Here is a 20767-nt window from a genome sequence, read left to right on the forward strand (position 1 = left end):
AACGGCCGCGCCCGCGGCCCGCAACAGCGGGCACGCCGCGCCGCGGCGGCCCGGGCCGCCGCCCATTTTCTGGCCGTCGATGCCCTAAATACCGTAAAATTAGTGATTTACGGACCGAAATCGACGGCAGGCGCAAGACGCCGCCGCGGAATGGAGCCACATGGTGCCCAACAAGCGCATCGAACTCGAAAACACCTACTGCGCGCAGAACTATCACCCCCTGCCCGTGGTGCTCAGCCGCGGCGAGGGCGTCTACGTCTGGGACGACGAGGGCCGCCGTTATCTCGACATGATGAGCGCGTACTCCGCAGTCAGCCACGGGCACGCGCATCCCCGCCTGATCCAGGCGCTCACCCGCCAGGCGAGCGAACTCAGCATCGTCTCCCGGGCCTTCCACACCGACAAGCTCGGGCCGTTCCTGAAACGCGTCTGCGAACTGACCGGGCAGGACCGGGCGCTGCCCATGAATACCGGCGCCGAGGCGGTGGAGACCGCGCTGAAGGCGGCCCGCAAGTGGGCCTATACCGTCAAGGGGGTAGAGCGCGACAAGGCGGAGATCATCGCCTGCCGCAACAACTTCCACGGGCGCACCATCACCCTCGTCGGCATGTCCAGCGAGGAGTCGTATCGGGAAGGCTTCGGCCCGTTCCCGCCCGGCTTCCGACTGGTCGATTTCGGCGACGCGGAGGCGCTGGAGGCTTCCATCACACCGAATACCGCTGCCTTCCTGGTGGAACCCATGCAGGGCGAAGGCGGCATCGTGATCCCGCCGCCCGGTTACCTTGCCGCATGCCGGGAGATCTGCCGCCGCCACAACGTGCTGCTGATCTGCGATGAGATCCAGACCGGCCTGGGCCGCACCGGCCGCTTCCTCGCCTCGGAGCACGACGACGTGGTGCCGGACGGGCTGATACTCGGCAAGGCACTGGGCGGCGGCATCCTGCCGGTGTCCATGTTCCTCGCCCGCCGTGACGTCATGGACGTGTTCCGCCCCGGCGACCACGGCAGTACCTTCGGCGGCAACCCGCTGGCCGCCGCCGTCGCGCTGGAAGCGCTGAATATCATCGTCGAGGAAGACCTGGCGGCGCGCAGCGAGGCGATGGGCACATTCCTGCTGGAAGGGCTCCGCCGCATCGACAGCCCGCTGGTGCGGGAGGTGCGCGGCCAGGGCCTGTTCGTCGGGCTGGAGATCGACCCGGACAAGGGCAGCGCCCGCGACGTCGTGGAGCGCCTCATGCAGAAGGGCATACTCAGCAAAGAGACCCACGAGACCGTCGTACGGCTGGCGCCGCCGCTGTCCATCTCCCGGGAACAGCTGCAGTGGGCACTGGCGTGCATCGCCGAGGTATTGGCCGACATGGAGCATCTGCGCAAGGCGTCGTGACGCACGCGCAGCAGGAGCAGCCCGAGCATGTCCGATCCACCCATCATCATCATCGGCCTGGCGTTGCTCTCGGCACTGGCCGGTGGTTTGCTCGGGTGGTACCTGCATGCCGAGCGCCATCGCCGCCAGCGTCTGACGACGGCTGCTACCTGGCAGGAGAAGCTGCAGGCGGAGGAACTGGCCAAGGAGCGGCTGCGCAAGCAGATACGCAGCCTGGCCGAGCGGCTGGACAGCGCGCGCCGGGCCGAACGCGAGGCGCGCCAGCGCCTGGCCCGCACCGAGCGGGAACTCGCCGGGGCGGCCGCCACGGCGGACGAGGCATCCAGCGCGCTCACCGACTGCCGCGTGGCGCTGGCGGCAACCAATCGCAAGCGCGACGAACTGCATACCCAGCTGCAGCGTCTGCTCACGCGCAGCCGGGAGATCATGGCGGCCTCGCGGGCGAAGGACGAGAAGATATTCACGCTCAGCCGGGAACTCGAGAGCTGGCAGGAGCGTCTGCCGCCCCTGGTGTATCGATTCCGCGAGAAGGCGCGGGAGGCCACTGCCGCCCACCAGGCGCTGGACATGGAGCGGGCCAGGGCGCGGGAGCTGGAGGACACGCTGCGCACGCGCATTCTGCCGCTCACCGACCCGCCGCCCGACGCGGACGGCGGCGTCACTGGCGATGGAGATGGCGATGGAATTGGCGATGGAATTGGCTATGGCCATGGCGACGCTATTGGCGATAGTGACCGCCGCAATGGGGGCGATGGGGGCGAGCGCACGATGCCGGTAAATCGGCCCCGCGACGACCTCAAGCGCATCCGCGGCATCGGCCCGGTCCTCGAGCGCCTGTTGAACGATCTCGGCATCCACCGGCTGCAGCAGATCGCCGAGTTCGGCCCGGACGATGTCGAGCGGGTGCAGGCGGCCCTGAAGGACTTCCCGGACCGCATCGAGCGCGACCACTGGGTGGAGCAGGCACGCACATTGATCTCAGAGTACCGGCCCGGGGCCGGTGGAACATCCTGGACAGGGAGGACGGAAACATGAATCTGACGACGACGGCTTTCCGCGATGGCGAACGCATCCCCGACGAGTACTGCTTCGGCAATCCGGCGGACGAGGGTCACATGACGCTCGGTGCGAACCGCAACCCGGACTTCACCTGGGCAAACCTGCCGGAGGGCACCCGTTCGCTGGTGCTGCTCTGCGTCGACGTTGACGTGCCGAGCAAAGCCGACGACGTGAACCAGGAAGGACGCACCATCCCCGCCGACCTGCCGCGGGTGGACTTCTATCACTGGGTGATGGTGGACGTCCCGCCGGGCATCGCCGGCATACCCGCGGGCTCCTGCTCCGAGGGTGTCACCCCGCAAGGCAAGAAGGACCCGTCGGGACCCGATGGCGCGAGACAGGGACTGAACGACTACACGAGCTTCATGGCCGGCAATCCCGACATGGCGGGCGAGTACTTCGGCTATGACGGACCCTGCCCTCCGTGGAACGACGAGCTGCTCCATCATTACCACTTCGTGCTCTACGCGACGGACCTCGCGCGGGTGCCGGTCGAGGGGAAATTCACCGGCCAGGACGTGATGGCGGCACTGGAAGGGCACATCCTCGCCGAGTCCCGGGTGGTGGGAACCTACACACTGAATCCGGACGTCGGCTGACGCCCCGCAGCGGCACGCGGTTCAGCGTACGGTATCCGGGCGGACGGTGAAGTCCACGATCCGTATCCGGGTGCCGGGCTCGCCCGCCGGGTAGCGCTGGTCCAGCACCTCCGCCAGGGCATCGTCCTCGTAGACGCCGGCGGGGGCGGCCTGGAGCACCCGGGCATCCACCGGCCGGCCGCTGGCATCCACCTCGACTTCCACCTGCACGAAGCCCCGTCGCTCGCGCCCGCTTGCCGCGGCGGGTGCCGTCGGCTCCAGCATCGGCGGCGGCGCCTCCAGTTCCGGCAGGCGGCGGCGCGGCTCGCCCAGCAGCTCGGCAACGTCGAGACTGTCATAGCCGATGAGGAGATCGAGGGGATGCGCGTCCACGGCTATCTCCTCGTCCCCGGTCGCCCGCTCGAAGCCGCCCCAGAGCTGGACGGCGACTACCAGCATGGCACCCACTACCCCGCAGGCAGCCAGGAACGAGGCGAGGAAGCGCAGCACCGCTCAGCCGCCCTGAGGCCCTTCCCCGTCGAAGTCCAAGGCGCAGGAATTGATGCAGAAACGCAGCCCGGTAGGCTCGGGCCCGTCCGGGAAAACGTGGCCGAGGTGGGCCCCGCAGGCCGCGCACAGGACCTCGTCGCGGACCATACCGTGACTCGCGTCCCGCTCGGTGCGGACCCGGTCGCCGGCCAGCGGCAGCCAGAAGCTCGGCCAGCCGGAGCCGGAGTCGTACTTGTGTTCCGAGCTGAACAGCTCGGCGCCGCAGACGACGCAGGCATAGGTGCCGTCGGCCTTCTGGTCCACGTAGCGGCCGGCGAACGGCGGCTCCGTGCCCTTCTGCTGGGTCACCCGGTACGCCTCGTCGCCCAGGCGCGCGCGCAACTCCTCTCTGGTTTCTTCCGTCATCGGCTCTCGTGTCCTCTGTCAGTCCCGATCAATTGCCGGGTATCGGTTGTGGGGTATGGATTCTAGCGCTTCGGCCCTGTCTCATTGCGCCCCGTCGCCGGCGAGCTCGAGCAGCAGCCGATTCATGCGGCGCACGTAGGCGCCCGGATCCGCCAGCGAGCCGCCCTCGGCCAGGCGTGCCTGATCGACCAGCACCTTCGCCAGATCCTCGAAGCGGCCCTCGTCGCTCTCGACGGACAGCCGCTGCACCAGCGGATGGGAGGGGTTGATCTCGAAGACGGGCTTCGTCTCCGGCAGCTTCTGCCCTGCCGCCTCCAGCAAATGGCGCATCTGGCGGCCGACGTCGTGCTCCGAGAGCACCAGACAGGCGGGAGAATCCACCAGTCTGCGGCTGACGCGCACGGTCTCGACCTGGTCCTTCAGCAGACGCCGCAGTTTCTTCAGCAGCGGCTTCTGTTCCTCGTCCAGCGCCTCCTGTTCCGGACCGCTCTCGCCGCCCGGGAGTTCCGCGCCACCCCTGGCGACGTCGCTCAGCTTGCTGCCCTTGTACTCCGGCAGCTGACCGATCATCCACTCGTCCAGCCGGTCGTGCAGCAGCAGCACCTCGATGCCCCGGTCCCGGAACACCTCCAGCTGGGGCGCCGAGCGCGCCTTCTCCAGGCTGTCCGCCACCAGGTAGTAGACGGCCTCCTGGTCGGTCTGCATGCGGCCGATATAGTCGTCCAGCGACTGGTCCTGGGTGGCCTCTTCGCTGCGGGTCGTCACGAAGCGCAGCAGCGCGGCGATGCGCTCGGCGTTGCCGGGGTCCTCGCCGATACCCTCCTTCAGCACCTCGCCGAACTCGTCCCAGATTTTCTGATAGGTCTCGGGATCGTCCGCGGCCGTCTTCTCCAGCAGCTCCAGGGCGCGGCGGGTCAGTGCGCTGCGTAGCGCGTCCAGGGTGGGATGAGACTGCAGCAGCTCGCGGGACACGTTCAGTGGCAGGTCGGCGGTGTCGATGACACCGCGGACGAAACGCAGATACAGCGGCAGGAACTGTTCGGCGTCGTCCATGATGAAGACCCGCTGCACGTAGAGCTTCAGTCCGCGGGGCGACTCCCGGTTCCACAGGTCGAAAGGGGCGCGGCCGGGGATGTAGAGCAGGCTGGTGTACTGGCGCTTGCCCTCCACGTGATTGTGCGACCAGGCGAGCGGGTCCGCCGGGTCGTGGGTGAGGTGTTTGTAGAACTCCCGGTATTCCTCGTCGCCGATCTCCGCGCGGGGTCGCGTCCATAACGCCGTGGCCGCATTCACCGTCTCCCGCTCGCCGTCGCCGGCGGGCATGGTGACCGGGAACGCGATGTGATCGGAGTAACGGCGGATCAGGTGGCGCAGCCGCTCGGCGGCGGCGAACTCCTTCGCGTCCTCGCGCAGGTGCAGCACCACGCGCGTGCCCCGCTCGGGCCGCTCCATTGAGCCGATGCGGAATTCACCCTGGCCCTCGGACTCCCAGTGGATGCCGGTGTCGGCCGGCTGGCCCGCCCGCCGCGTGTACACCTCCACCCGGTCGGCGACAATGAACGAGGAGTAGAAGCCGACGCCGAACTGGCCGATGAGGCGCGAGTCCTTGCGCGTATCGCCGGTCAGCGACTGCAGGAATTCCGCCGTGCCCGACTTCGCAATGGTGCCGAGATTGGCGATCACCTCGTCCCGGTTCATGCCGATGCCGTTGTCGCTGACCGACAGCGTGCCGGCCTCGGCGTCGAAGTCCACGTCGATACGGAGCTCGGGCTGATCCTCCATCAACGCCGGGTCGGCGAGCGCCTCGAAGCGCAGCTTGTCGGCGGCGTCGGAAGCGTTGGAGATCAACTCGCGGAGGAAGATCTCCCGATTGCTGTACAACGAGTGGATCATCAGGTGAAGCAACTGCTTCACCTCCGCCTGAAAACCGAGCGTCTCCGCGCTCCGGGTCTCTGTCATGTCGCCCTCCCCTCGATGGAATCCGTACCTTGCCCGCCTGCGGCACGAAGGCGCGTCGCCGGCCGCCGGGCAGGTCGGAGTGTGGGGGCGTTCGCGGTGTTTTCAACCCGCGGTGCGGGTACGGCTCAGGAGTGGCGGGCGGTCCAGCGTGCCGCCGGCTGACGGACCAGCCAGGACATGGCGGCAACCAGGGCGGCGATCAGGCCGGCCACCAGCAAGGCGCCGGCAACCAGCGGCAGGGTCGCGGCTGCAACAGCCAGTCCCACGCCGATGAGGGCGCCCGCCAGCAGCGCCACGAGGCGCGCGAGGAGACGGCGGACCTGCTCCCACAGCAACGGCATGGACCAGACGAAGTCGTCCATATCATCCAGATACTGCAGCAGCCGTTCCATCTTCTCTTCCGCCGAATCCCTCAGCAATCAATGCATTCTAGCGCTTTCTTCGTGTCAGCGGTGTGAATTGGACCATAAGATGGCAGATTGGGGCACAGGCGGTCCGGATGCCTCAGCGTACCCGCCGCAGGACGGGGCGGCTGTCCGGGGGCGGATCCTCCGCCATCAGCATCGCCGTGCGATTGGCTTCCTTGGCGTAGGCGATCGCTTCGTGCACCCAGCGCCAGCGCTCGCGGGTCTCTTCGGTCTTGAACAGCGCCAGTTGCTCTTCGGCGCACGGTTTCGGTTTGGCCATAGCTTTCGAGATCGAGAGTTGGGGAGAATCCGTTGTTCTTCTGTCAGTCGGTTCGTGTTGCCCGGGCCGGCCTCACGATTCGTCACGGTCACTGCGGTTGCGATCGCTCCAGTTCCGTTTCACCTCTTCCGCCCAGTTGCGGTAGCCCTTCCAGGTGTAGAGCGAGGGATCGAGAGCCCCGCGGCTGCGCGGGCGGTCGCCGCGTCGTGAGAGCCACTTGCGGTAGGCGTCCCAGGGCTCGCCGTCGCGGCCGTCGTCCCGGTCGGTCGCGGCCACCGTCTCGTCATGGTCCGCGTCCTCTTCCAGGCCCGCGGCCCAGCGGATGTCCTTGTCGTCAGGCATGGCTGATCCCACTCCCAGCAGATGAGCGAACCTTACGCTGGCGGGGGGTGCCACAGCGAGGAACTGCATCACAATGATCAGCGTTAAAAAAGACAGCTAAATCAGCGGGTTCAGCCACCCTATTTGACTTAACGGTCGATGCCGGCCCCCACGCTGCGGGCTTTTTGACTTAAGTGGGGCGATTAGGGAAAAAGGACGGCAGCGCGCCCCGGACGGATCAGGCGACCACCTCGTAGCAGGGGCTGTAACTGCCGGACAGTTTCATCCGCCCCTGGGCCACGAACGCGCGGAGCAGATCGTCCAGCAGCGGCATGATCTTCCCGGAGGCCTCGATGCGGAACGGGCCCCGCTCCTCGATCATGCGGATGGTGTCCTCGCGCACGTTGCCGGAGACGATCCCCGAGAAGGCCCGGCGCAGATTGACGGCCAGCTCCTCGGGGGCCTGTTCGGGATGCAGTGCCAGAGAGGCCATGGACTCGTGGCTCGCCCGGAAGGGCACCTGGAAGTCGTGATCGATCTTCAGCCGCCAGTTGTAGTAGTAGGCATCGCTGTGGCGCTGGCGGAAATCGCGCACCTCGGTGAGTCCGGCCTGGATCGTCCTCGCCACGGCCACCGGGTCGTCGACGATGATGCGGTAGCGCTGCTGCGCCGCCTCGCCCAGGGTGGCGCCGACGAACTCGTCGATGCGGCGGAAATAGTCCTCGCTGCCGGCCGGCCCGGTGAATACCAGCGGGAACGGCGTGTCGGCATTGTCGGGGTGCAGAAGCACGCCGAGGATGAACAGGATCTCCTCCGCCGTGCCCACGCCGCCGGGGAACACCACGAAGCCGTGGCCGACCCGGACAAACGCCTCGAGCCGCTTCTCCATGTCCGGCATGATCACCAGCTCGTTGACGATAGGGTTCGGCGACTCCGCCGCGATGATGCCGGGCTCCGTGATGCCGATGTAGCGGCCGTCGCGGATGCGCTGCTTGGAGTGGCCGATGGTCGCGCCCTTCATGGGCCCCTTCATCGCGCCGGGGCCGCAGCCGGTGCACACCTGCAGGCCACGCAGGCCCAGCTCGTAGCCCACGGTCTTGGTGTAGTCGTATTCCTCCCGGCTGATGGCATGGCCGCCCCAGCATACGATCACGTTCGTGTCGGCCGGCGCCCGTACGATGCGGGCGTTGCGCAGCACATGGAAGACCGCGTTGGTGATGGAGTCCGAGCGGGCGAGATCGAACTGCCCGCCTTCGCGCAGCTCGTTGTCCACGAACACCACGTCGCGCAGCACGGAGAACAGCAGCTCGCGGATGCCGCGGATCATGCGGCCGTCCACGAAGGCGGAATCGGGCGCATTGCGCAGTGCGAGCCGCACGCCGCGGTCCTGCTGGATGATGCCCACCTCGAAATCCCGGTAGCGGGCCAGCAGCTCCCGGGTGTCGTCCGTCATGGACCCTGAGGTGAGCACCGCGAGGGCGCAGCGCCTGAGCAGCCCGTAGAGGCCACCCTCGCCGCGGTTGCGCAACCGGTTCACCTCCTCCTGTGACAGGAGTTCGAGGCTGCCCTCCGGAGAGACTTCGATATCCATGCTGTTCGCCTGTCGGGGGTGAGCGCCGTCGGGCGCGCCGGATTCAGGGGCGGATCTCGATCGGCGTGTTCTCGCGGGTCATCAGCCAGATGTCCACCATGGCGGCATTGGACACCGCTATGCAGCCGTCGGTCCAGTCACCGGAGCGGTAGAACTCCGGGGTATAGCGGGGCTCGTTGGGGTAGCCGTGGATCATGATCTGGCCGCCCGGATCCACACCGAGCCGACGCGCCCGCTCCCGGTCCCGCGCGTTCGGATAGGAGATGCGGATGGAGAGGAAGAAATCGCTGTTCTCGTTGCGCAGGTCGAGATAATAGAGGCCCTCGGGCGTGCGGGAATCGCCTTCCTCCTGCTTGTGGCCCTCCGGCTCCATGCCCAGGAATATCTCGTAGCTGGCGAGGATACGCTCGCCCTTCAGCAGGAGGAGCTTGCGGTCGGATTTCTCCACCACCACCTTGTCGGCGACCTCGAGCGTGGCTTCGGCCCCGCCCGGCGCGAGCACGGCCAGCGCGGCGAGCGCGATTGACAGCGCCGGCGAGAGCGCCGCCTGCCGCCTCCGTCCCGGCCTGTGCCATTGCATCCGGCGTCGCATGCTCTGTCCTCTCTTCCCGCTCATCGTCACCGCGTCTCCGGCTCCCCGAGGGCGGAGATTATGCTAATGCCGGCGCCGGTAACAGACAAACCCGTCTCATTCCCGCCGTCGGCGCCCGCCCGGCGCCCGGCGCTCGCCGTCCACATTGCGGCCGATGATCCAGCCGATGGCGAATCCGATCGCGCCTGCACCCGTCGTGTAGTAAGGCAGGAAGCGGAACAGGAGTTCCGGCGTGCGGGCGCGGCTCGCCATGCCGCCCCAGTCCAGCATCAGGCCGAGGTGCAGGTAGAGAGAGAGTCCGAGCGCCGGAATGGCGAAACCGAGGACTCCCAGCAGCCAGCGCCAGTCCGCCTTGCGCCAGCGCCAGCCGGCGCGCGCCAGGGCGTAGAGCAGCAGGCCGAGCGTGAGTGCCGGCGGCAGCAGATTCGGCAGCGCGTGGGGGCCGTAGTGCTCCGCCTCGAGGATCACGACGGCCGCCGCCGCGAGCAGGACGACGGGCGGCACCAGCGGCCAGTGGCCGAACATCAGCCGCCGCCGCGACCCGCGGCGATGCCTTTCACCCGGCGGCTCAGTCCCAGCATGTCCAGCTGCTGCCGGCTCTCGACGACCCGCCCGTCCTCAATGCGGTCGAGCAGGAGGCCCTCGAAGCTCACGCGGGCGCCGGTCGGCGGCGTCGCATCGAACACGCCTTCGTGCGTGCCGCTGAAGCGGACCCGCGTGGCAACACGACCGTCCTCGGCGATCTGCTCCAGCACTTCCAGCGTGAGGTCGGGGAAGGCACCGTGCAGGCCGCGCCCGATCGAGGAGAGTACCTCGCGGGCATGGCGGGAGCCGTTCACGGTGGCGCCGGGCGCGAAGTACCGGTCCCAGTCTTCCCAGCGGCCCTCGATGACGAGCGTCTGCAGATAACCGCGGACGAGGGCCTTGTCGTCGGCGCCGGCATTGCAGCCGGCGAACAGTGGTAGCAGGAGCAGCGGCAGGATGTGCAGGGCACGGCGCATGGCGGGCGGCCTCCGGGCGGCGGCAATGGCATCAATGATAGAAAGAGCGAAATCCGGCATATCGAGAACAGGTCACAGATTCGCTGTCGGTTTCCGTATAGTTTACGTAACCTTGCGGGCGGTGGCTCCGCGGAAGGGAACCCCGGGCCGCTGCGCCTGCCGAAGCAATGGACCGCAGCCCACGGGATATTGGCCGGGCTATTGGTCGGACTCGAGGCCGCCGGATGTCGACTATGGATACCGAGATGGACAACAGGCGCACCGCAGCAGCCCCCGCCGCCATGGCGATGGCGGCCGTGCTGCTGCTTGCCGTCGCGGGCGCCGCCGCCGGCCCGGGCATAGGCGCCACCGAAGAGGTGGTGGACAACCCGGAGGATGCCCGGGAGCAGCATGACGACGACGAACCCGAAGCCAGCGCTCGGCAACGGCCGCAGGCCGAGCGCCCGATAACCACGCTGGCACCGGTGGAGTGGGGCCGGGTCCGCGAATCCGACGCGGAGGCACTCGAGATTCTCGGCAGCGCAGTGCCGCCGGCGAGCTACCAGCGCCTCTCCTGGTCGGCCACGGAGCTCTTCGAGGGCATCCCGGTGGACACCCCGGTGCTGGTGATGAACGGCCGCTATCCCGGCCCGGTGCTCTGCCTCACCGCGGCGGTGCACGGAGACGAGCTGAACGGCATTGAGATCGTGCGCCGCGTGCTCCACGACCTGGACCCGCAGAAACTCTCCGGCGCGGTCATCGGCGTGCCCATTGTGAACCTGCAGGCATTCCGGCGCGGCTCGCGCTACCTGCCGGACCGCCGGGACCTGAACCGCTATTTCCCCGGTAACCCGGACGGCAGTGCCGCCTCGCGGATCGCCCACTCGTTCTTCACCAGCATCGTGCGGCACTGCGACGCCCTGGTGGACCTGCACACCGGCTCCTTCGACCGGGCGAACCTGCCGCAGCTGCGCGCCGACCTGCGCGACCCGGGTGTGGTCACGCTGACCCAGGGCTTCGGCGCCACGGTGATCATCAACAGCATCCCGGCCGACGGCACGCTGCGACAGGCGGCCACGGATGCGGGCATCCCCACGGTGACGCTGGAGGCGGGCGGGCCTTCCCGTCTGGAGACCGAGGAGGTCAGCCACGGCGTCAAGGGCATCGAGACCCTGCTGAATACGCTCGGCATGGTGCGCAAGGTGAGCCTCTGGGGCGACCCGGAGCCCGTCTACTACCGCTCCACCTGGGTACGCGCCAACCGGGGCGGCATCCTGCTGTCGGAGGTAGACCTCGGTCGGCGCGTGAGCGCCGGCGACCTGCTCGGCACGATCACGGACCCCATCACCAACGCCAGGACCAACATCTATGCGCCGACGGGCGGCCGGGTGATCGGCATGGCGCTGAATCAGGTAGTCATGCCCGGCTACGCCGCCTTCCATATCGGGCTGCCGCGACCCGAGCCGAAGACCGCCGAGGCCGCGCCGGCGGAAGCCGGCAGCAGCCTCGGCGAGGAGGAAGATGTCCAGCCGGCGCCGGAGCAGCCAGCCGAGGAAGCGTCGGTGGCCGCGTCAGAGCCCCGCGGCGACGAAGAGCCGGCCGGGGAGGCCGACGCCCCGGGCACCGGCGCGGGCGATCAGTAGCCGCGCGCCTTCAGCGCGTTAATGCGCTCCTCCAGCGGCGGGTGAGTCATGAACAGCTTCTTCAGCCCCTGGGCGCCGAGGCCGGCGATGCCGAAGGCCGACAGCTGCTTCGGCAGCTCGCTCGGCTCGTAGGTCGCGCGCAGCTTCTCGAGCGCCGCCACCATCTTCTCCCGGCCCGCCAGTTCGGCGCCGCCCGCGTCCGCGCGGAATTCCCGCCGCCGAGAGAACCAGTGCACGATGATCGTCGCCAGGATACCGAAGATGATCTGGGCTACCAGGCTGGTCAGGAAGAAGCCGATACCGGCACCGTGCTCGTTGCGGAACACCACCCGGTCCACGAAGAAGCCGACCACCCGCGAGAGGAATATCACGAAGGTATTCAGCACGCCCTGCAGCAGCGTCATGGTCACCATGTCGCCGTTGGCGACGTGGGAGACCTCGTGGGCGAGCACGGCCTCGGCCTCGGCCTGACTCATGTTGCGCAGCAGCCCGGTGCTGACGGCGACCAGCGCCTTGTTGCGGCTCATGCCCGTGGCGAACGCGTTCACCTCGGGCGCGTCGTAGATCGCAACGTCCGGCATGCCGATGCCGGCACGCCCGGCCTGGTTCTGCACGGTTGCGAGCAGCCAGGACTCGGTGGAGTTGGACGGCTGCGAGATGACCTTCGCGCCTGTGGTCCAGAGCGCCACCTTCTTCGAGATGGCGAGAGAGATGAACGAGCCGGCAAATCCTATCACCGCCGAGAAGATCAGCAGCGACGTCAGGTTCAGCCCACCTGTCTCCGAGACGATGCTCTCCAGACCGAAGACCCGGAATACGATGCTGATGACGGCCAGCACCGCGACGTTGGTCGCCACGAACAACAGGATTCTCTTCATAGGAACTACTCCTGGCAGTACGAGCCCGATGCTCTGCAGACCCCTGCAGAACGATCGATAATGGGTCCGCCGGCGGCCGATTCAAGCGCCGGAGCCCGAATATGACCCGCCGGCGGCGCTACAATTCCCCAGTAATGTCCTTCGCCGCAGCGAGGTTTTCCCGATGAATGACGCCGGCGCGCGGTCCGCGGCAGGCGAGTCGCGCGGCCGCGAGGCCCTGATCCGGGCCGCGCTAGCACTTCAGCGCGTCCTCGTCCTGCTGCCATGGCCCGCGCAGCGGCTGCTGGGGCGCGGCCTCGGCGCGATCGCCTTCCGCCTCGCAAGGCGTCGGCGCCGCATCGCGGCGCGCAACCTGGAACTCTGTTTCCCAGAGCTCACGGCCGAGGCGCGGCACAGCCTGCTGCGCGGCCACTTCCGCTCGCTCGGCATCGGCCTGATGGAGCTCGGGATGGCCTGGTGGGCCAGCGACCGGCGTCTGCTCGCGATGGTCGAGCTGGAGGGCCTGGAGCATCTCGAGGCTGCACGTGCGGCCGGTCGACCGGTCATCCTGGTCGCCGGCCATTTCACCACCATGGATATCACCTGTCGGCTGCTCGGTCTCGCCGTCGACTACGACGGCATCCAGCGGCCGTTCGGCTACCCGGCCCTCGACCGGCAGCTCATCCGCGGCCGGCTGCGAGCCGTCGACCATGTTTATTCCAAATTCGACCTGCGCGGCATCCTGGATGCACTGGCGCGGGGCCGTACGCTGTGGATGGCGGTGGACCAGGCCCAGACCAGCACCCGACCGGTGCTGGCGCCGTTCTTCGGACTGCCGGCACCGACCACCGGCAGCCCTGCCCGGCTTGCCGCCCGGAGCGGTGCCGCGGTACTGCCGGTGGCGGGACGACGGGCGCCGGACGGGCACTACCGCATCACCGTGGAGCCCGCGCTCGAGGGCTTTCCCGGCGGCGACGAGGTGGCCGATGCGGCGCGGCTGAATGCCGTGGTGGAGCGTCACGCCCGTGCGGTCCCCGATCAGTACTACTGGGTCCACCGCCGCTTCAAGGGCGATCCCTCGCACTACGACGACGTCTGAATCAGCCGGCAGATTGGTCGTATCGGTCGGTTACGTCGGTGCCGCGACCGGCCTTGTAGCCGGCCACGAGCTCCCGCCAGCCGCCGGCCTCGTAGCGGAACCCGGGCACGCTTGCGCGGAGCTTGTCCAGCGACCGCAGCAACCGGGCGAGGTTGCGCCGCTGCCAGGCACCCGGGCGGCGGAGGCGGCCGCGGTCGAAGTCCAGCAGCCAGACGGCGCCGTCTGCGCCGAGCTGTATGTTGTGCGCGTTCAGGTCGGCGTGGCAGGCGCCTGCGTCGTGGAACCACCGGATGGTGGCGCCGATGCGCCGCCACTCGTCCGTCTCCAGCTCACGTTCGCCGAGCACGCCGGCCAGCGAGCGGACATCAGGCAGGCGGCAGGTCAGGATATCGCCGCGGTAGACCCGGCCGCTGCGCCGATAGCCCGCGGCGGCGGGCGCCGGCACCGGCAGACCGGCCGCGGCCAGTCGGGCGAGCAGCCGGAACTCACGGAACGGCCGCGTGGCCGCCTGCCCCAGCCACAGGAACTGGTCGTCCAGGACGCGGCCCACGAGCCCGCCCCGACAATAGTGACGCAGCGCGAAGTCGCCCGCCTCGCCGGTGACGAACCTCACGGCACCCCGGCCGGGCGCATCGGGCACGTCGCTCTGCGCGTCCCAGGTGCCGGGTTCCAGCCAGGCCGGCTCAAATTGGTTGAAGATACGGGGATCGTATAGGATGGCGCCGTCCGCGCTGGGCAGGATCCTTTCTTCCACGCTAGTCGGCTCCGAGGTATTGGCGAATCCCATAGACAACAGCGCTCCGCCCGGCTCGCTCTGCGCCGTGCGCCTGTCCGCGATAGGTGACACCTGCCATACCCTGCCGGTGCTGCGGACGCTGAAAGCCGCCTGGCCGGAGACGGCCATCACGTGGATCATCGGCCGCACCGAAGCGTCCCTGATGGCGGACATCCCGGAGTTCGAGTTTATCACCTTCGACAAGTCGGCCGGCCTGGCCGGCTATCGGGAACTCAGGCGTCGTCTCGCCGGGCGCCGCTTCGACGTGCTGCTGATGATGCACGCCTCGCTGCGCGCCAACGCCGCCAGCCGCCTGATCCCGGCACGGCGGCGCATCGGTTTCGACCGGGAGCGGGCCCGGGACCTGCAGTGGCTGGTCTCCGACGAGCGCATCCCGCACCGGTCCCGCGAGCACGTCATGGACGGCCTGTTCGGCTTCGCCGAGTATCTGGGCGTGCGGGAGCGCCACCTGGCCTGGGACATACCGGTCTCCGACGCCGACCGTGAGTACGCGGTCGGGCACCTGCCGGCCGGCCGGCCGTGGATGCTGCTGAGCCCGTGCAGCTCCCAGCGCGCCCGCAATTACCGCAACTGGAGCGTCGCCAACTACGCGCGCCTGGTCGATCATGCGGCCGAACGCCACGGCGCCGGCACCGTCATCACCGGCGGCCCGACGGCGCTGGAGAGAGAGTACGGCGAGGCCATCACCGCTGCGGCAGCGAACACGCCCGTCAACCTGGTGGGCGCCAGCACGCTGAAACAGCTGTTCGCACTGATCCGCCGCGCCACCGTCGTCGTCTGCCCCGACTCGGGCCCCGCCCACATGGCCACGGCCGCGGCGACGCCCGTGATCGGCCTCTATGCCACCTCCAATCCGGATCGTACCGGCCCGTATCTCAGCCGCCACCTGGTCGTGAATGCCTACCCGGAGGCGGTACGACAGGAATTCGGCAGGCCGGTAAGCGAGATCGCGTGGGGTCGGCGGGTGCGCGACCCGGCAGCCATGGACCTGATCCGGGCTGGCACGGTCGAGGCGCGGCTGGATGAGGTGCTGGGCGGCGCGGCCCCGGCCGCCTAGGCGGCGAGCTCATCGAGCGACTTCAGAACCTCCTCCGGCATGATCTCCCGCAGGCAGCGGAAGTGGCCGAGCGGGCATTCCCGCTCGAAGCAGGGGCTGCAGTCCAGACCGAGATAGTGCACCACCGCCCGGTCGGTCAGCGGCGGCGTGAAGGCCGGCGACGACGAGCCGTACAACGCCGCCACCGGCAGTCCGACTGCCGCCGCGACGTGCATCAGCCCGGAGTCGTTGGTGACGCCGGCGCGGCAGGCCGCGAGCAGGTCGATGGCCTCCTCCAGGCTCGTCCGCCCGCACAGGTCCTGCACCGGCGCGGCCGCGGCAATCGCTCGCGCGGCGGCGGCATCCTTCGCCGAACCGAATACCCACACGGCGTGACCGCGACCGGTGAGCCGTGCGGCCAGCTCGGCGTAGTACTCCAGCGGCCAGCACTTGGCCGGCCCGTATTCCGCGCCCGGCATGAACGCGATCGGGTCGGCTGCCGGGTCCAGACGCAATCGCGCGATGGCTTGCGCCTGGCGGCCGGTATCCACCCGCAGGCCCGGCCGGGGCAGCACGTCGGGCAGCGGCTCGCCGGGCTCGAGCCCGAGCGCCGCGAATCGCTTCACCGTCTGGTCCAGCACGGCGGCATCGAAGGGCCGCATGTCGTTGACGAGGCCATAGCGATGCTCGCCGCGGAAACCGGTGCGCCGCGGGATGCGGGCAAACCACGGCACGAGTGCCGCCTTCAGCGATCGCGGCAGGACGATGGCCTGCGCATAGCCGTGCTCGCGCAGCGCACGGCCGAGCCGGCGCCGCTCGCCAAGGCGCAGCTCGCCGTGGCCGGCCGGCATCTCTATCGCCTCGCGGACCTCGGACATCCGCGCGAGGATGGGCAGCGACCAGCCCGGCGCCAGCACGTCGAGGGAGACGTGCGGGTGGCGTGCGGCGAGCAGCCGCAACAGGGACTGGGCCATGACCATGTCGCCCACCCAGGAGGGGCCGACGATGAGCACGGGCCCGTGGGACGCCTCAGCCAGAGCCGCCCTCCGAAGGCGCACCCAGACGATCCAGATACGCCGCTACGCCGGCCTGTACCGGCCGGAATTCACCGCTGTAGCCGGCGCCGCGCAGGCGGGTCAGGTCCGCCTGGGTATAGCTCTGGTAGGCCTCTTTCAGGCCGGCCGGGAACGGGATGTAGCGGATCTCGCCGCGCCCGTGCCAGTCGATGACGGCGCGGGCCACCTCGTTGAAGGTCTGTGCCCGGCCGGTCCCGGCGTTGTAGATGCCGCTCACCTCCGGGTGCTGCAGGAACCAGAGATTGACGTCGACGATGTCGTCCACGTAGACGAAATCCCGCTCCTGCTCACCCGGCCCGTAGCCCTCGCTGCCCTCGAACAGACGCGCCTCGCCGGACTCCGCCACCTGGTTGTGGAAATGCCAGGCCACGCTCGCCATGCCGCCCTTGTGCTGCTCGCGCGGCCCGTAGACGTTGAAATACCGCAGGCCGACGATCTGGCTGCCGGCTTCGGGCAGCAGACGGCGCACATAGTTGTCGAACAGCAGCTTCGAGTAGCCGTACACGTTCAGCGGACGCTCGTGCTCCGCCGTCTCGCTGAAGCCGGGGCCGGCGCCGTAGACGGCCCCCGACGAGGCATAAATGAACGGCGTATTGTGACGCAGGCAGTCGCGCAGGAGCTCGCGGGAGTAGCGGAAGTTGTTCTCCATCATGTAGCGGCCGTCCCACTCGGTGGTGGTGGCGCAGGCGCCCTGGTGGAACACCGCCGAGACCCGGCGTCGGTAGCCGCCCGTCTCGAGCTTTGCCATGAACTCGTCCTTGTCCATGTAGTCGGCCACGTCCAGGTCGGCGAGATTCTCGAACTTGTGGCCGTCGGTCAGGTCGTCGACCACCAGGATGTCCTCGCCGGTGGCGCGGTTAAGCCCGCGCACCAGGTTGGAACCGATGAACCCGGCTCCGCCGGTGACGATGATCAAGGATGCACCTCCCCGACCGGGCCCTGCTCAGGCTTCCTCGGCTTCATCGGCGTCATTGGCTGCCTCGTCTTCGTTGGCCGCGTCGCGCAGGTAGTACTCGGCGCCGCAGTAGGCGCACTTGGCCTCGCCGGTCTGCTCCACCGGCAGATAGACCTTGGGGTGGGAATTCCACAGATACATACCCGGCATGGGGCAGGACAGCGGCAGGTCGGCCCTGGTCACCTCGTAGCGGTGTTCGGCGTTCGGCCGGATCAGTTCCTGATCGACGGTGCCGGATCTTCTCATCGCTGCTTCCCTCTCTGGACCCTTGCGGGCATGGGCCGGAAATCCGCGCAAGTATAGCAACCGCCTCAGCCGAAGGTCTGCCGCCAGATCCGCCGCACGGCGGCGGCCTCGGCGGCGAAGGCAGCGGCCGGTACGGTCGAGTCCTGGTGATCCAGGGCCAGGTGATGGAGCCGGCGGCGGTAGGCCCGGTAGATGTCCTGCAACTCCAGCGCGGTGGCGCCGTCGAGGATGCCGGAGGTGGCCAGCACGCCCAGCTGGCGGATGTTGTCGGTGTAGTGCAGCAGCGAACGGTGGCGGTCGGCGTGGGCGAGCACCAGGTACTGGACGATGAACTCGATGTCGCCGACGCCGCCGGGGTCGCGCTTGACGTCGAAGGTCCCGGACTCGGCCGAGGAGAGCTCCCGCCACATGCGCTCGCGCATGCCGATGACCTCGTCCCGCAGGGTGTCACGGCGTACGGCGTTCTGCAGTATGTCCACCCGCAGGCTCTCGAAGGTCCGGCGCACGCGCGCATCGCCGGCCACGGCCCGGGTGCGCAGCAGCGCCTGGTGCTCCCAGGTCCACGCATCCTCCCGCTGGTAACGCTCGAGAGCGCCGACGGAACTCACCAGCAAACCGGAGCGGCCGCTGGGGCGCAGCCGCGTATCCACCTCGTACAGCGCGCCGGAGACCGTCTGCACGGTGAGGAAGTGCACCAGGCGGCGAGCGAGCCGGCCGAAGAAGACGGCGTTGTCCACGCACTTGTCGCCATCGGTCTCCTGATCGTCGCCGGCGGAGTCGTGGACGAACACCAGGTCCAGGTCCGAACCGTAGCCGAGCTCGATGCCGCCGAGCTTGCCGTAGCCGACCACCGCGAAGCCGGCGCGTCGGCGCAACCCCTCCACCGTGCACCAGGGCCGGCCGTGGCGGGCCACCAGGTCCTTCCAGGCCAGCGAAAGGGCGCTGGCGACCACCATCTCGGCGATCTCCGTGAGCCGGTCGCTCACCTTCATGATGGGCAGGCGGCCGCTGAAATCCGCCACCGCCACGCGGAAGGTGGCCGCCCGCTGGAAGCGCGCCAGCTCCTCCACCGCGGCCTCCGAGTCCTCGGCGCCCACCGCGGACAGCCGGGTCTCGTATTCCACCCGCAGGTCCGCCGCGCCGGGTTCCCGGTCCGCGATCCGCGGATCGATGAGCTCGTCCATCAGCAGCGGGTGCGCGGCGAGCTCCGTCGCCAGGTACGCGCTCTTCGAAACCAGCTCCACCAGCCGCTCCAGCGCCTGCCGATTCTCCAGCAGCAGGGCCAGGTAGGCGCTGCGGCGGAGCACCGCACCCAGTATCCCCGTCAGCCGGTGCAGCGCGACGTCGGGCTCGTCCAGGGCCCGCAGCCGTTCCAGCAGCGGCGGCATGAGTTCATCCAGCCGCTGGCGGGAGATCTCGTCCAGCCGGCGGGTCTCGATGTCCGCGCGCAGGCGGCCCAGCACCCGCGCGAACGCCTGCGCCTGTGCGTAGCCCGCCGCCGCCACACGCTCCTCCAGCCCGTCGGCATCGGCGGATTCCCACAACGCCTGCAGTGCGGGCCGCTCGGCCCGCACGTCCTCGCCGGCGCGGAACACGGTCTCCTCGAAGTGGCCGCCGACGACGGCGCGCACGCGCTGCGTCGCTTCCGCGAGGCTTTCCCAGTCGGAATGATCCATGACCAGCGCCAGCCTGGCCCGGTCCAGCTCGCCCGCCGGCAGGTCGTGGGTCTGGCGGTCCCGCATCTCCTGCAGCCGGTTCTCCAGCCGGCGCAGGAAGCGATAGGCGTCGAGCAGTTCCCAGACGCTCTCCGCCGGCAGGTAACGCCGCTCGGCCAGCGCCGTCAGCGCGGCACGCAATTCCCGGCTCTGCAGAGCCTGATCGCTGCCGCCGCGGACCAGCTGCCAGGACTGAGCGATGAACTCGATCTCACGGATCCCGCCGGGCCCGAGCTTCACGTTGGCGTGCATCTCGCGCCGCTCGACCTGCGCACGGATCATCGCCTTCATGGAGCGCAGCGACTCGAAGACCCCGTAGTCCAGATAACGGCGGTAGACGAACGGTGTCAGCGCGTTCGCCTCGAGCTCGCCCCAGGCAGCCATGCCGGCCTCGTCGGAGAGCGGCCTCGCCTTCACATAGGCATAGCGCTCCCAGTCTCGCCCGTGCTGCAGCAGGTAGTTCTCCATGGCGGAGAAACTCACCACCGGCGGACCGCTGTCGCCGAACGGCCGCAGCCGGATGTCGACGCGGAAGACGAACCCGTCGGCGGTCACCTCGCCCAGCAGCGCGACCACCCGGCGCACCATGCGGCCGAAATATTCCGGCGCGGACAAGGGCTTCGGCCCGTCACTGTCCTCGGCATCCGGGTAGACGAAGATCAGATCGATGTCCGACGAAAAATTGAGCTCGCGCCCGCCCAGCTTGCCCATGGCCATGGCGATCAGGGACACCGGCTCGCCGGCGGCATCGCGCACCACCCCGTGACGCTCCGACAGCACTTCGCCGGCGTGACGGATGGCGGCGATGACCGCGGCATCGGCCAGGTCGCTCAGCTCGTGCAGGGTCTCGTCCAGGGTGGCGAGACCGGCCAGGTCGCGCCAGGCGATGCGCGCCATCTCCCGCCGTCGCAGCCGCCGCAGCCGGCGCGCCGGCCCGTCCGCCGATCCGTTCGCCGATCCGTTCGTCGATCCGTCCTCGACGGCAGCGGCGACCGCGGCGGCGATCTCGCCCGGCTGCCGCGGGCGGCCCAGTTCACCGCCGGCGATCATCTCCGCGAACCCGGCCGGGTCGGCGCGCAGTGTCTGGCGGACGAACTCGCTGGCCGCCAGCACGCGCGCGGCGACGGCCACGCTGCCGGCGGTTTCGAGGGCACGGGCGACCTCGTCTACAGGCGCATCCAGCGACTTCAGGAACGCATGGAGATCGTCCGCCAGCGACGCCGGCAGATCGGCCTCCATGGCGGGTGACAATGTCCGGATGAGGGCGTCCGCCGGCAT

General features: G+C 69.0%; 22 protein-coding genes. 6 read left to right on the forward strand and 16 right to left on the reverse strand.

Annotation, left to right across the window (positions count from 1 at the left end; genetic code table 11):
* Positions 1 to 160 precede the first annotated feature (160 nt).
* From rocD to ACJMKX_RS03485, 3 genes are read left to right on the forward strand one after another with little or no spacing between them, the layout of a single operon-like run.
* Positions 161 to 1384 carry an ornithine--oxo-acid transaminase gene (gene rocD, locus ACJMKX_RS03475; RefSeq protein WP_405221077.1) on the forward strand — a complete coding sequence of 408 codons (1224 nt, stop codon included), beginning with the start codon at positions 161 to 163 and terminating at the stop codon, positions 1382 to 1384.
* 27 nt (positions 1385 to 1411) lie between these two features.
* Positions 1412 to 2419, forward strand: coding sequence for a hypothetical protein (locus tag ACJMKX_RS03480; RefSeq protein ID WP_405221079.1), 1008 nt, complete (start codon positions 1412 to 1414; stop codon positions 2417 to 2419).
* Positions 2416 to 3042 (forward strand): YbhB/YbcL family Raf kinase inhibitor-like protein, encoded by a 627-nt coding sequence (locus ACJMKX_RS03485; RefSeq protein WP_405221082.1) that lies wholly within the window; start codon positions 2416 to 2418, stop codon positions 3040 to 3042. Before ACJMKX_RS03480 ends, ACJMKX_RS03485 begins: the two co-directional genes overlap by 4 nt.
* Positions 3043 to 3063: 21 nt before the next feature.
* Here the strand turns inward: ACJMKX_RS03485 and ACJMKX_RS03490 are convergent, their stop codons facing one another.
* The 10 genes from ACJMKX_RS03490 to ACJMKX_RS03535 form a co-directional block, all read right to left on the reverse strand.
* Positions 3064 to 3531 carry an energy transducer TonB family protein gene (locus ACJMKX_RS03490; RefSeq protein ID WP_405221084.1) on the reverse strand — a complete coding sequence of 156 codons (468 nt, stop codon included), beginning with the start codon at positions 3529 to 3531 and terminating at the stop codon, positions 3064 to 3066.
* 3 nt (positions 3532 to 3534) lie between these two features.
* Positions 3535 to 3936 carry a peptide-methionine (R)-S-oxide reductase MsrB gene (gene msrB, locus ACJMKX_RS03495; RefSeq protein ID WP_405221087.1) on the reverse strand — a complete coding sequence of 134 codons (402 nt, stop codon included), beginning with the start codon at positions 3934 to 3936 and terminating at the stop codon, positions 3535 to 3537.
* Positions 3937 to 4017: 81 nt separating this feature from the next.
* Complete coding sequence (htpG, locus tag ACJMKX_RS03500; protein WP_405221090.1) at positions 4018 to 5895, reverse strand: molecular chaperone HtpG; 1878 nt, start codon at positions 5893 to 5895, stop codon at positions 4018 to 4020.
* A 125-nt stretch (positions 5896 to 6020) separates the two neighbouring features.
* A complete protein-coding gene (locus ACJMKX_RS03505; protein ID WP_405221093.1) occupies positions 6021 to 6314 on the reverse strand; it encodes a hypothetical protein in 294 nt (97 codons plus the stop codon).
* Positions 6315 to 6399: 85 nt separating this feature from the next.
* Positions 6400 to 6582 carry a hypothetical protein gene (locus tag ACJMKX_RS03510; RefSeq protein WP_405221096.1) on the reverse strand — a complete coding sequence of 61 codons (183 nt, stop codon included), beginning with the start codon at positions 6580 to 6582 and terminating at the stop codon, positions 6400 to 6402.
* A gap of 72 nt (positions 6583 to 6654) precedes the next feature.
* The gene (locus ACJMKX_RS03515) at positions 6655 to 6924 is read right to left on the reverse strand and encodes a hypothetical protein (RefSeq protein WP_405221099.1); all 270 of its coding nucleotides are present in this window, start codon (positions 6922 to 6924) and stop codon (positions 6655 to 6657) included.
* Positions 6925 to 7141: 217 nt separating this feature from the next.
* Positions 7142 to 8494: a nucleotide 5'-monophosphate nucleosidase PpnN gene (ppnN, locus tag ACJMKX_RS03520; RefSeq protein ID WP_405221101.1), complete on the reverse strand. Its 1353-nt coding sequence runs from the start codon at positions 8492 to 8494 to the stop codon at positions 7142 to 7144.
* Between the two features lie 43 nt (positions 8495 to 8537).
* Complete coding sequence (locus tag ACJMKX_RS03525; RefSeq protein ID WP_405221104.1) at positions 8538 to 9110, reverse strand: L,D-transpeptidase family protein; 573 nt, start codon at positions 9108 to 9110, stop codon at positions 8538 to 8540.
* Between the two features lie 72 nt (positions 9111 to 9182).
* On the reverse strand, positions 9183 to 9611 hold the full coding sequence (locus ACJMKX_RS03530) for a hypothetical protein (RefSeq protein ID WP_405221107.1): 429 nt from the start codon (positions 9609 to 9611) through the stop codon (positions 9183 to 9185).
* The gene (locus ACJMKX_RS03535) at positions 9611 to 10087 is read right to left on the reverse strand and encodes an ester cyclase (protein ID WP_405221110.1); all 477 of its coding nucleotides are present in this window, start codon (positions 10085 to 10087) and stop codon (positions 9611 to 9613) included. The genes ACJMKX_RS03530 and ACJMKX_RS03535 overlap by 1 nt, the downstream gene beginning before the upstream one ends.
* A gap of 233 nt (positions 10088 to 10320) precedes the next feature.
* Between ACJMKX_RS03535 and ACJMKX_RS03540 the strand changes: the two genes are divergently transcribed.
* A complete protein-coding gene (locus ACJMKX_RS03540) occupies positions 10321 to 11709 on the forward strand; it encodes a succinylglutamate desuccinylase/aspartoacylase family protein (RefSeq protein WP_405221112.1) in 1389 nt (462 codons plus the stop codon).
* Here ACJMKX_RS03540 and htpX read toward each other — a convergent pair.
* Complete coding sequence (htpX, locus tag ACJMKX_RS03545; protein WP_405221115.1) at positions 11703 to 12587, reverse strand: protease HtpX; 885 nt, start codon at positions 12585 to 12587, stop codon at positions 11703 to 11705. The genes ACJMKX_RS03540 and htpX overlap by 7 nt on opposite strands.
* Before the next feature lie 163 nt (positions 12588 to 12750).
* Here htpX and ACJMKX_RS03550 point away from each other — a divergent pair, with 163 nt between their 5' ends.
* On the forward strand, positions 12751 to 13665 hold the full coding sequence (locus ACJMKX_RS03550; protein WP_405221117.1) for an LpxL/LpxP family acyltransferase: 915 nt from the start codon (positions 12751 to 12753) through the stop codon (positions 13663 to 13665).
* A gap of 1 nt (position 13666) precedes the next feature.
* Here ACJMKX_RS03550 and ACJMKX_RS03555 read toward each other — a convergent pair whose 3' ends face one another.
* Positions 13667 to 14419, reverse strand: a complete 753-nt coding sequence (locus ACJMKX_RS03555; protein ID WP_405221120.1) for a 3-deoxy-D-manno-octulosonic acid kinase — start codon at positions 14417 to 14419, stop codon at positions 13667 to 13669.
* Positions 14420 to 14438: 19 nt separating this feature from the next.
* On the opposite strand from ACJMKX_RS03555, the gene ACJMKX_RS03560 reads away from it, so the two are divergent.
* Complete coding sequence (locus ACJMKX_RS03560) at positions 14439 to 15518, forward strand: glycosyltransferase family 9 protein (RefSeq protein ID WP_405221123.1); 1080 nt, start codon at positions 14439 to 14441, stop codon at positions 15516 to 15518.
* Here ACJMKX_RS03560 and waaF read toward each other — a convergent pair.
* The 4 genes from waaF to glnE form a co-directional block, all read right to left on the reverse strand.
* Positions 15515 to 16555, reverse strand: a complete 1041-nt coding sequence (gene waaF, locus ACJMKX_RS03565; RefSeq protein ID WP_405221126.1) for a lipopolysaccharide heptosyltransferase II — start codon at positions 16553 to 16555, stop codon at positions 15515 to 15517. The two genes, ACJMKX_RS03560 and waaF, sit on opposite strands and share 4 nt — an antisense overlap.
* Entirely contained in the window at positions 16527 to 17489 is a 963-nt protein-coding gene (rfaD, locus tag ACJMKX_RS03570) for an ADP-glyceromanno-heptose 6-epimerase (RefSeq protein WP_405221129.1), read from the reverse strand. The genes waaF and rfaD overlap by 29 nt, the downstream gene beginning before the upstream one ends.
* Before the next feature lie 27 nt (positions 17490 to 17516).
* Positions 17517 to 17774: a zinc-finger domain-containing protein gene (locus ACJMKX_RS03575; protein WP_405221132.1), complete on the reverse strand. Its 258-nt coding sequence runs from the start codon at positions 17772 to 17774 to the stop codon at positions 17517 to 17519.
* 65 nt (positions 17775 to 17839) lie between these two features.
* A complete protein-coding gene (gene glnE, locus ACJMKX_RS03580; RefSeq protein WP_405221135.1) occupies positions 17840 to 20767 on the reverse strand; it encodes a bifunctional [glutamate--ammonia ligase]-adenylyl-L-tyrosine phosphorylase/[glutamate--ammonia-ligase] adenylyltransferase in 2928 nt (975 codons plus the stop codon).

This window comes from Lentisalinibacter sediminis (assembly GCF_040706615.1).
Taxonomy (GTDB): Bacteria; Pseudomonadota; Gammaproteobacteria; order Steroidobacterales; family Woeseiaceae; genus Lentisalinibacter; species Lentisalinibacter sediminis.